The sequence below is a fragment of the Streptosporangium fragile genome (assembly GCF_039534445.1).
Taxonomy (GTDB): Bacteria; Actinomycetota; Actinomycetes; order Streptosporangiales; family Streptosporangiaceae; genus Streptosporangium; species Streptosporangium fragile.
Genome location: NZ_BAAAVI010000131.1, coordinates 1 through 10,657 on the forward strand (window position 1 = coordinate 1; position 10,657 = coordinate 10,657).

Annotated in this window: 5 protein-coding genes and 1 tRNA gene; 5 read left to right on the forward strand and 1 reads right to left on the reverse strand. The window is 59.0% G+C overall.

Annotation, left to right across the window (positions count from 1 at the left end; genetic code table 11):
• Nucleotides 1-287 precede the first annotated feature (287 nt).
• Genes ABD841_RS39725 through ABD841_RS39735 form a run of 3 tightly spaced genes read left to right on the forward strand, consistent with a single transcriptional unit; the run spans nucleotide 288 to nucleotide 7,050 of the window.
• Nucleotides 288-2,651, forward strand: coding sequence for a type I restriction-modification system subunit M (locus ABD841_RS39725; RefSeq protein ID WP_344982230.1), 2,364 nt, complete (start codon nucleotides 288-290; stop codon nucleotides 2,649-2,651).
• Nucleotides 2,648-4,057: a restriction endonuclease subunit S gene (locus ABD841_RS39730; protein WP_344982231.1), complete on the forward strand. Its 1,410-nt coding sequence runs from the start codon at nucleotides 2,648-2,650 to the stop codon at nucleotides 4,055-4,057. Before ABD841_RS39725 ends, ABD841_RS39730 begins: the two co-directional genes overlap by 4 nt.
• Complete coding sequence (locus tag ABD841_RS39735; RefSeq protein ID WP_344982232.1) at nucleotides 4,054-7,050, forward strand: type I restriction endonuclease subunit R; 2,997 nt, start codon at nucleotides 4,054-4,056, stop codon at nucleotides 7,048-7,050. Before ABD841_RS39730 ends, ABD841_RS39735 begins: the two co-directional genes overlap by 4 nt.
• 624 nt (nucleotides 7,051-7,674) lie before the next feature.
• Here the strand turns inward: ABD841_RS39735 and ABD841_RS39740 are convergent.
• A complete protein-coding gene (locus ABD841_RS39740) occupies nucleotides 7,675-8,667 on the reverse strand; it encodes a hypothetical protein (protein WP_344982233.1) in 993 nt (330 codons plus the stop codon).
• 493 nt (nucleotides 8,668-9,160) lie between these two features.
• Here ABD841_RS39740 and ABD841_RS39745 point away from each other — a divergent pair, with 493 nt between their 5' ends.
• Both ABD841_RS39745 and ABD841_RS39750 read left to right on the forward strand, forming a co-directional pair.
• Entirely contained in the window at nucleotides 9,161-9,811 is a 651-nt protein-coding gene (locus tag ABD841_RS39745; RefSeq protein WP_344982234.1) for an HAD family hydrolase, read from the forward strand.
• An 84-nt stretch (nucleotides 9,812-9,895) separates the two neighbouring features.
• Nucleotides 9,896-9,960 (forward strand) — tRNA-Phe (locus tag ABD841_RS39750).
• Nucleotides 9,961-10,657 lie beyond the last annotated feature (697 nt).

Below are 10,657 nucleotides of genomic sequence, written 5' to 3' on the forward strand. Positions count from 1 at the left end.
CGGCGAAGGTCTTCCACCTCCGCACGGTCAAACAGCGCCTCGTGGCGCACGCCGCGCGGCTTCCGGTGCTCAGGCCTGGCGGCCCTGCGCTCCGGGTCCGCTTGCCATCGGATGACTGACCCTCAGCGAAGCTACCTGCACATGACTCGACGCGACCCTCAGCCTCATAGGTGCAGGTGTCCTGCCTATGTTCGTTCCCTCGGCTACCCTTTGCAATGTCTTTAGGAGCATGCATTAGGGCGCCGGCCCGAACAGGACCGGGCGGTCTGGGAAGAGACGGTCGCAGGGTGTACAGCGCGCAGCAGAGCCGGATCGAGAGCTTCATCTGGGGAATCGCAGACGACGTCCTACGCGATGTGTACGTCCGAGGCAAGTATCGCGACGTGATCCTTCCCATGCTCGTCCTCAGGCGCTTCGACGCCGTCCTGGAAAAGACCAAGGACGCCGTCCTGCGTACCCATGAGGAGCTCAGGAGCCTAGGTCTGGTCGACCGTGAGCAGTTGGATTTCCCGTTGCGAGAGGCCGCAGGGGAGGCGTTCTATAACACATCGCCCTTCACCCTCCAGAAACTTTCCAAGAGAACTACGGCCCAGCAGCTCCGCAGCGACTTCGAGGCGTACCTGGACGGCTTCTCGCCGAACGTCAAGGAAATCCTCGACAACTTCGAGTTCCGTAACCAAATCCCTAAGCTAACCCGCAATGACACCCTCGGAATGCTGCTCAACAAGCTGCTGTCGCCGGAGATCAACCTTTCCCCCGAGCCCGTACTCGACGCGTACGGGCGGGTTCGTCTGCCGGGCCTCGACAACCACGCCATGGGTACGATCTTCGAGAACCTGGTACGTCGGTTCAACGAGGAGAACAACGAGGAGGCCGGCGAGCACTGGACACCACGTGACGTGGTCAAGCTCATGACCCGGCTGATGTTCCTGCCCATTGCAGAGAAGATCAAAGGTGGCACGTATCTGCTATACGACGGTGCATGCGGCACCGGAGGCATGCTCACCGTCGCCGAGGAGACCCTGCGCGACCTCGCAGCCCAGCATGGTGCGAAGGACATCGTCACCCGGCTGTACGGCCAGGAGATTAACTCCGAGACGTATGCCATCTGCAAAGCCGACATGCTGCTGAAGGGTGATGGGGAAGCTGCCGACAACATCAAGGGCGGCCCAGAATGGTCCACACTCTCCAACGACGCCTTTCCCCGCCAGCAGTTCGACTTCATGCTCGCCAACCCTCCTTACGGTAAGAGCTGGAAGGCCGACCAGGAACGGCTGGGTGGGAAGGCAAAAATCTCGGATCCCCGGTTCATCGTCACCTTCGAGGGCGAGACGGAGCCATCCTCGCTGGTCACTAGCTCCAACGACGGCCAAATGATGTTCCTGGCGAACATGGTCTCGAAAATGAAGACTGAGTCACCGCTGGGCAGCCGGATCGCTGAGATTCACAATGGCTCGTCTCTCTTCACCGGGGACGCCGGGAGCGGTGAGAGTAACATCCGGCGCTGGATCATTGAGAATGACTGGCTTGAGGCGATCGTCGCACTGCCGCTGAACATGTTTTACAACACAGGAATCGCCACCTATGTCTGGGTGATCACGAACCGAAAGTCTGAGGCCCGTAAGGGCAAAATACAGTTAATCGACGCCTCCGGCTGGTCTACTCCACTGCGCAAGAACCTGGGAAGCAAGAACTGCGAGTTGGCTGCAACCGACATCGAGCGCGTCACCCAGGCATTCTTGGACTTCGCCGAGACGAAGCGATCCAAAATCTTCCAGAACGAGGCGTTCGGCTACTGGAAGATCACGGTGGAACGTCCGCTGCGCCTTTGCAGCCAGTTCACCAAGGCACGTGTCGAAGCACTGCGCTTCGCGTCAGGTGAAGAGGAAGCGCGGGAGCTGCTGTACGAGAAGTTCGGCGACGACTTGTTCACGGACTTCGCGAGCGTGGCCAAGCAGGTGCGCGAGCAACTGGATTCGTGGGCGCGCGCGGCTGGCTGGGATGAGGACGAGGCGAACACCGACATCCCTGTTGTCAAAGAGGCGGCCCGCAAGAAGCTGCTGAACGCGAAGACATGGGAGCGAGACGGGCAGTTGGTCAAGGTCGGTGCGGCGCTGCTCGACGACATAGGCGAGCAGACCTTTGACGACTACAACGAGTTCGACCGGCAGGCCAGTCTGGCGATGAGCCGCCTCGGCCTCAAGCTCAGCCCGGCTGATCGCAAGGTACTGCTGCGGGGCATGAGCTGGCGCGACGAGGCCGCGAAACCGGTGATCCTCAAACAACACAAGGCTGGCACGATTGCGCGCCCTCTGTACGGCCTGTACGAGATAGAAGAGACGAAGTCAGGAAAGCCGCAGACGCTCCTCGTCGAGTTCGAAGCCGACAGTGAACTGCGCGACACGGAACAGGTGCCGCTGCTAGAACCTGGCGGCATCGAGGCGTTCTTCTACCGCGAGGTCCTGCCCCACGCGAAAGATGCGTGGATCAAGGAGAGCGCAACGAAAAAGGGATATGAAATTAGCTTCACGCGCCACTTCTACAAGCCCCCGAAGCTGCGCAGCCTGGAAGAAATCCGGGCGGACATCGTGGCATTGGAGAAAGAGACCGAAGGGCTGCTAGGAGACCTGCTTGGCGGGGAGGGCATGTGAACAACGAGCTCGCGCCGTACGCGGAGTATGTGGATACAGGGATCGATTGGTTGAATTCGATTCCTGCGCACTGGTCTGTTGAACCTGGTCGGTCATGCTTGACATACAGATCCAACAAAAATGTTGGCATGCAAGAGACAACAGTGCTGTCCCTTAGTTATGGGAAAATCATCACTCGGAGTTTATCCAAACCGAGCGGCCTCCTCCCCGCCTCTTATGAAACATATCAAATTATAGAGCCACAAGACATCGTCATTCGCCCGACAGATCTTCAGAATGACAAAACCAGCCTGCGTGTTGGGCAGGCAAATACGAGGGGAATCATCACTTCGGCATATCTGAGACTCGCGCCTCGCGGGGAGCTTGTCCCGGACTATGCATACCAAGTACTGCACTCCTATGATCTTATGAAGATCTATTACGGAATGGGTTCAGGACTTCGACAGAACCTGGATTTCAATGACTTTAAGTCGCTTCCCATTCCCATTCCCCCCGCCGAGGAGCAGTATGCTATCGTAAAGTATGTTCGACATGTCGAACGAAAGATTGGAGCGGCGATCCAGGTCAAGCGGCAGCTCGTAACCCTGCTCGCCGCACAAAAGCGCGCAATTGTGCATCAGGCGGTGACCGGCGGACTGGCCCCTTCTGTTGAATTTAAAGAGGCAGGAGTTCCGTGGGTCGAAACCATTCCATCTCATTGGGCAATGGTTCCGATTAAACGCCTGCTTCAAGACATCGAGTATGGCACCTCTCAAAGTCCGGAAGGATACGGTCCGATCCGAATCCTTACGATGGGAAGCATCCGAGATGGGAAGGTGAGCGTCCCCGCGTCTGGAAATTCTGTCGCAGTTCCCCCTGGGCTTACAGTCCGCCATAACGACCTCCTCTTCAATCGAACAAACAGTCCGGATCTTGTAGGAAAAGTAGGAATCTACGACGGTCCAGACGACGAAACGATTTCTTTTGCGTCTTACCTTGTAAGACTGCGCGTCCGACGAGAATGCTGTGCCCAGTGGCTATGTTATGCACTCAATAGCCCTCTCTTTTGGGCCTATGCCCGCGGGCATGCACTGCTGAGTCTTCATCAAGCGAATCTCAATCCAACTCGTTATGGGCAGCTGTTAATTCCGCTACCTCCCAAAAAGGAGCAAGAGGAGATCGCGCGGTATCTATGTAGGCGCGAGCGTGAAATCGACGCGGTGATTAACCGCATCGAGCGTGAAATCTCCCTCCTCCGTGAATACCAAACCCGCCTGACTGCTGACGTGGTCACCGGGAAACTCGACGTCCGTACTGCCGCAGCGGCGCTGCCCGATGTGGATCCGCACCACGCCGACCTAATCACGGCAAATGACGCCGATGAGGAGGGGCTGGACGGTGATGACCTGACCGAGGAGTCAATGTGAGCAGCGCAGCGGGGTTGTATGGCGGTACGGACATGAGCGAGAGAGCCCTCGAACGTGACATCGTCGCGGACATGACCTCGCCGTCCGGCGGGTGGATTGAGGGGTCTGCCAAGTCGTATGACCGTGGCCGCGCCATCGACGTCGAGCAACTTCGTGCGTTCCTGGAGGAGACCCAGCCGGAGGCCGCTGCGGCGTTCGAGCTTGACAATCCTCAGTCCAACACACGTGCGCAGTTCCTCAACCGTGTGCAGGGTCACATCACCCAGCATGGAGTCGTGGACCTCCTGCGGAAGGGGATGAACCACTCCACCAGCACGGGGGCCTACGAGGTCGTCTTCTACGGGGCGACTCCCTCCCCGGGTAATGCCGTCGCGGAACGGCGTCACCGCGCCAACCGCTGGAGTGTGACTCGACAGCTGCGCTACAGCCAGGACGACACGCAGTTAGCCCTGGATCTGGCCATCTTCGTCAACGGTCTGCCGCTCGCGACGTTCGAGCTGAAGAACCACCAAACCAAACAGACCGTGGAAGACGCTGTCGAGCAGTACAAGAACACGCGCGATGCACGTGAGCTGCTTTTCGCCGACGGTCGCTGCCTAGCGCACTTCGCGGTGGACGAGCACTCGGTGCGGTTCTGTACCCGGCTAGCCGGTAAGAAGTCATGGTTTCTTCCCTTCGACAAGGGATGGGACGGCGGCGCCGGCAACCCGCCCAACCCAAATGGCTACCGGACGGCGTACCTCTGGCAGGACATCCTGTCGCCAAGCAGCCTTGCGGACATCATCGAGCATTACGCCGCCCGGCTGGTGGAGAAGGACCCTAAGACCAAAAAGACGAAGCGGTGGCAGATCTTCCCTCGATACCACCAACTCGACGTCGTCCGTAAGCTCCTCAAAGACAGTGAGGAGAACGGCGCCGGCCAGCGCTATCTGATCCAGCACTCGGCTGGCAGTGGCAAGTCAAACTCCATCGCCTGGCTGGCGCACCAACTGGTCGGTCTCGGCGGCGACGACTCGCCCGTTTTTGACGCGGTTATCGTAGTCACTGACCGCATCAACTTGGACACGCAGATCGAGCGTACGGTCAAGCAGTTCACGCAGCTCCGATCACTCGTGAAGCACGCCGACAAGTCGAAGGACCTGCGCGAGGCGCTGGCCAATGGTACGAAGATCGTCATCTCCACCGTTCAGAAGTTCCCGGTGATCCTTCAGGACATCGGCAACGCGCACCGGGACCGGCGGTTCGCCATCATCATCGACGAAGCGCACTCCGGGCAGGGTGGTAAGACGACTCACGCCATGAGCAGTGCGCTCGGTACCGCTCCGGAAGATGTCGAGGAGGAGACGACCGAAGATAAGATCAACAGGATTATCGACAGTCAGAAGTTGCTCAGCAACGCCAGCTACTACGCCTTCACGGCTACACCCAAGGAGCGGACGCTCGGTTACTTCGGCCGCCGCGGCACGGACGGACGCGATCACCCCTTCCACATCTACACGATGAAGCAGGCGATCGAAGAGGGTTTCATCCTGGACGTTCTGAAGAGCTACACGACTGTGGAGAGCTACTACAAGCTTGTCAAGTCGGTTGAGGACGACCCCGAGTTCGATGCCAAGAAGGCCGTGAAGAAGTTGCGCCGTTACGTCGAGGGCAACGAGCACGCGATCCAGACTAAAGCGTCGATCATGGTTGATCATCTGCTGGAGCACGTGATCCGGCCCCGGAAGATCGGTGGTAAAGCACGTGCCATGGTGGTGGCTGACGGCATTTCGCGAGCGCTGGACTACTATTTCGCCATCAATGCGTATCTGCAGAAGCTAGGCAGCCCTTATCGGGCCATCGTTGCCTTCTCGGGCGAGCACGAATACGGCGGAAAGAACGTTACAGAGGCAAGCCTGAATGGCTTCCCGAGCAGCGCCATTGAGAAAACCTTCCGAGAGGACCCGTACCGTATCCTGGTCTGCGCGGACAAGTTTCAGACGGGCTACGACGAACCACTCCTACACACCATGTACGTTGACAAGCCACTGTCTGGCGTACGGGCGGTGCAGACTCTGTCCAGGCTAAACCGCGCTCACCCTGACAAGTACGACGTGGCCGTCCTGGACTTCTACAACAAGGCCGAGGGCATCCAAAAGTCGTTCGAGCGGTGGTACCGCACCACCGTGCTGGCGGAAGCAGTCGATCCCAACAAGCTCCACGATCTGCGGGCGGTTCTTGACGGCATGGGGGTTTACGGCCGCGAGGACATCGACCGCTTCGTTGAGATGTTCCTGGGCAAGGAGCCCCGCTCGCGTCTAGAAGCGCTCCTCGACCAACTCGTCGTCGCATACCAGGAGCTCGACAGTGAGGACCAGCAGGTCGAGTTCAAGGGCACGGCCAAGGCGTTCGTCCGCACATACGACTACCTGGCGGGCATCCTTCCCTACCGCAACGCCGGGTGGCTGAAACTGTCGATCTTGCTGACGTTCCTTATCCCCAAACTGCCCGCACCGATCGAGGAGGACCTTTCCAGGGGGATCTTGGAGACTGTAGACCTGGACAGTTACCGGGCTGAGCAGCAGATGGCGATTAGCATCACCCTAAGCGACGAGGACGCGGAGTTGACGGCAGGCACCCCTATGGCTACCGGACACCGGCCCGAGCCCGAACTGAAGCCCGCATCGGTCATCCTCCAGGATTTCAACCAGCACTTCGGCAACATTCCCTGGACCGATAAGGACCGGATACGTCATCTGATTTCTGTGGAGATACCCGCGAAGGTTCGAGAGGATAAGCAGTACATCAACGCCCAGCGGTACAACGACGAGCAGAACGCGCGCGTCGAGAGCGATGCCGCCGTGCAGCGGGCGATTATGGCGTTCCTCAAGTCCGACACAGAGCTCTACAGTCAGTTCGCCGGCAACCCCTCATTCAAGAGATGGCTGACGGAAATGATCTTCCGGGAAACTTACGATCCGACGGCCAGGGATAACGAAAGTGCTGACAATTGACTGCGCTTGCGTAGAAGCAGTTAGCCCCCGTCCAGGTTTAGACCTATCACTGCAATTGGGGCGGCTCCGCGCTGGGCCAGGATTGGCGGAACTGTAGGTGGTTTGAGCTCCTTACTATTTTTATTCCCCTGGCAATCTTGGTTTTGCGGCAATTGCCACCTTGACTGTCTTCTCGGTAACCCACAGCATATGTGTAAGCGCTAAAGCTGCGAATAGGATCGCGCAGAGGCAGGAAATAGCCGTCAGCCTATTTGGGGCCGAGTCGTTATCGACTACCAGTGCAATGAATGATAGCAGGGTAGCCATGGCGGCCCACCGCATGCTTCTTGTGTAGGAACCGAAGAGGCGGGGCCACTGCTTGGTTCGACGCAATATTTCGAATCGGGGCGAGTTGACGAAAGTCAAAGCGATAGTGATGGCTGCAACAATAAAGCCCAGGAGGGTTCCGTGAAGCCCAACTGTGGCAGTATAGATATCTTTCCGTCGGTTAAGTAGTATCTCCTGCAGTGGGTGATCTACTTCTGCGATTAACGATATTTTATAGAGCAGTGTTGAGGTGACAGCGAATGTGCATAGTTCTTTGGCGAAGGAGGGGAATCGCCGTCGCGTCATCCGTTGCACCTCTTAGGGGGATTGATTCGAGCCCTTCAAGGACACACTAGCGGACGAGGCCGACAAAAGATCTTCGTGTAGCTCATCGTAGGCGGCGATGATCTGGCGGTATGCATCCTCCCTGTTCAACACTCTGGATCTCTGGCTCTGGCGCAGGATCGTCTTCTTACTGATGAGCTGGTCCTCGAGCAGATTGATCTCATCGGTTCTCCCGGTTTCGCCGTCGACGACGGTTGCCTTCAACTCCTCTGCCTGGTCCCGAAGATCTTCCCTGCGGACGAGGCGACGCAAAAAGTTGATCAAGTCAGATTTGAGATCGACTCTTTTGTACGGCTCTGGCTGGAGTATGAGTCCGACAACCGCGGCATCACTTCCGGTGGCCGCCGAGTCAAGTGCCTTGCCGAGCGATTCGTTGGCTTCTCCGATAGTCGCCACGTACGACTTGCGCACTCGTAGTGTGAGCTTGCGAACGGCCTTAAGCCCTTCCAACTGCTGCGCCACGTCGTGGTTGAGCAGTGCCTCGAGTGTGAACTTTGGCTTTGGCTCAGACAGCGCATGCTCCATGTATCTGGGCAGGCGCTTTGCGCGGGGACCGTAGAAATTGTGCTCCACGCCTACGATCCCGTCAGGGAATAGGCAAATATGCGAGGTCTCGCATAGTCCTTCGTCGTCGCCGAGGGTGAGGTTGCGGAGGATGCCTCCAAGTTCTGACTGCGGAAGTGCATTCCTCCGGATGGTTCCCAGTCGAACCATCGTGATGTCTCCGACTGTGTCGTCTACCCAGGCGCACAAACTACTGCCATCCGCCTGGTTCATGTAGCGGCGACTGTCGGGGGCGAAGGAAAGGTCGTTGATCGCTTTGAGTCCAGACCTCAGCTCAACATCAATGTTCTTGGGGATGCCGGTTTCATCGGCGCCGGCATCGACCCGATAGAAGTAGATGCTTCTTTTGACGCTTGGTGGCTTCGCTTGGCGGAGGCGACGCTGGGGTGCCGAGGAACTCATGACTATAGAGTGCCACAAGCGGCTGGCTGCTGCGTCCGGTAAGCAGGGGTTCGGATCGATATGCCTATGCAAAGTGGCCCGTTTGTACTACATGCTGCTCTGAGGCTGAGGTATTTGTGTGCTATGTAACCTTTATATGCGATCTTGAGTTGCCATGTCGGTTCCCCGGCCCTTACGAACTGCATCAGGCGTCCCGGTCCACAAGCCACAGGAGAACCGCGAACGAGCTGTCGGACAGGGCGCCATGCAACTGTGGCAAGGTGGCGTCATGCATTGGGTGGGTGATGGCCCAGAGGCACGCAAGAGCATCGATACGTCGCTGTAGGCCAATGATTGCGAAGCGTTCTTTACGACCTCCGCAACGTGTCGCGCCGCTTCCGTTCCTCGGGCCTGGCCACTCTGCGGTCTGGGTCCACTTGCTGCCGTATGGGGTGAGGCACAGCCATCGGTCGGAGGCTGTTTGGCAGGGTAGGCGAGCGGCTACGGTGTGCCCGTGCAGCGGCTCGCGCTCTTCGACTTGGACAACACTCTCGTAGACCTTGACACGGCGTTTCGGGTGTGGGTCCAGGAGTTCGCGGAGGAGTACCGGTTGGAGGACGGGGCGGTCGACTGGCTGATCGGTCTCGACCGAGATGGCTACCCACACCGAGAGGTGTTTTTCGCCAAGGTACGTGAGCGCTTCGTCCTGCCTGACTCGGTCGAGGAGTTGTGGGGTCGCTATCGGCTGCAGATGCCGTACCTCGTGCGCTGTCGGCCTGAAGTGCTGGACGGCTTGGCCCGGTTACGCGCGTCCGGGTGGCGAGTTGCGATCGTCACCAACGGGACGGCGGACAACCAACTTGGGAAGATCCACCAGACAGGGTTGGCCGAGGCTGTAGACGCTTATGCGCTGTCGGGGGCCGAGGGCATCCGTAAGCCCGACGTCGGTCTGTTCGAGATCGCGGCCAAGCGTTGCGGCGTGGCTCTCGCCGAGGGCGGATGGGTGATCGGTGACAACCTGACCGCTGACATAGCCGGCGGACGGGCCGCGGGCCTTCGAACGATCTGGATCGACCGAGGAACCTGGCCCGGAGTCGACCACCAGGCCGACCATGCGGTTACCGACGTACTGGAAGCTATCGAGGTTCTTGAGCGCCACGGCTGATGTGACGACAACGCTGACGACAACGTCGGCCACCATGAGCGCGCACCGACATCCGAGCAGCACCCCCGACCTCGGGACGGACCGAGGTAGCAGGGCGATTGTTCCGCCTGAAAAGCGGAAGGTCGGCGGTTCGACCCCGCCCCTGACCACATCATATGAGTAGCAGAAACGCCCCGAGCCGATCATGGCCGGGGCTTTCTTGGTTCTGGGTGACGACAACGTGGCAGTAGCGGCCAGTGATCATCATGTCTATGCATGGGCGCCGGCGGACACCGCGAGCGTTGACTCATCTTGAGCGCGGGTCCTGATTGGTCGGTGTGTTTCACCAGAGCTACGCCGAGCGTTGTCGACAGTCTCGCGTTCTGGCGAGACCGTGCTCTTGCAGCCCTACGGATCAAAAGGCCGAGGAGGGTTCGAGTCCTCTCGGTCGCGCCATAGTGAGAGGGCCCGTGAACAGGTGAAACGCCATCATGGGCCTTTCTGCTTTTCAGAGTCACGCCGTGCCTTCCACTTCTGTGGGAGTCACCGGCGTGGATCTCCTCAGGAAGGCCTCGGAGATCGAGCCGGTGGACGAGGTCGCGTTCGCGGCGCCTGGTGGGGATGCGGGATTGGTAATGGCCGGGTTCGAGGTCGTGGTAGCGGGCGTCGAGGGCGGACAGCGGGTGCCTGATGGTCGCGGGGACGGGGGTGCCGACGGCGACGATGGCGCGTTTTCGTCCGTGATGTTTTACCGCTCGTCGGTAGTAGTACTTCGTTAGGTTGGTTCTGGTGGGTGGTGTTCTGGCGGAGTTGGGCCGGGAATGTCGCGGTGGCAGGTGGGGCACGCGCCGGTCCATGCGCGTATGA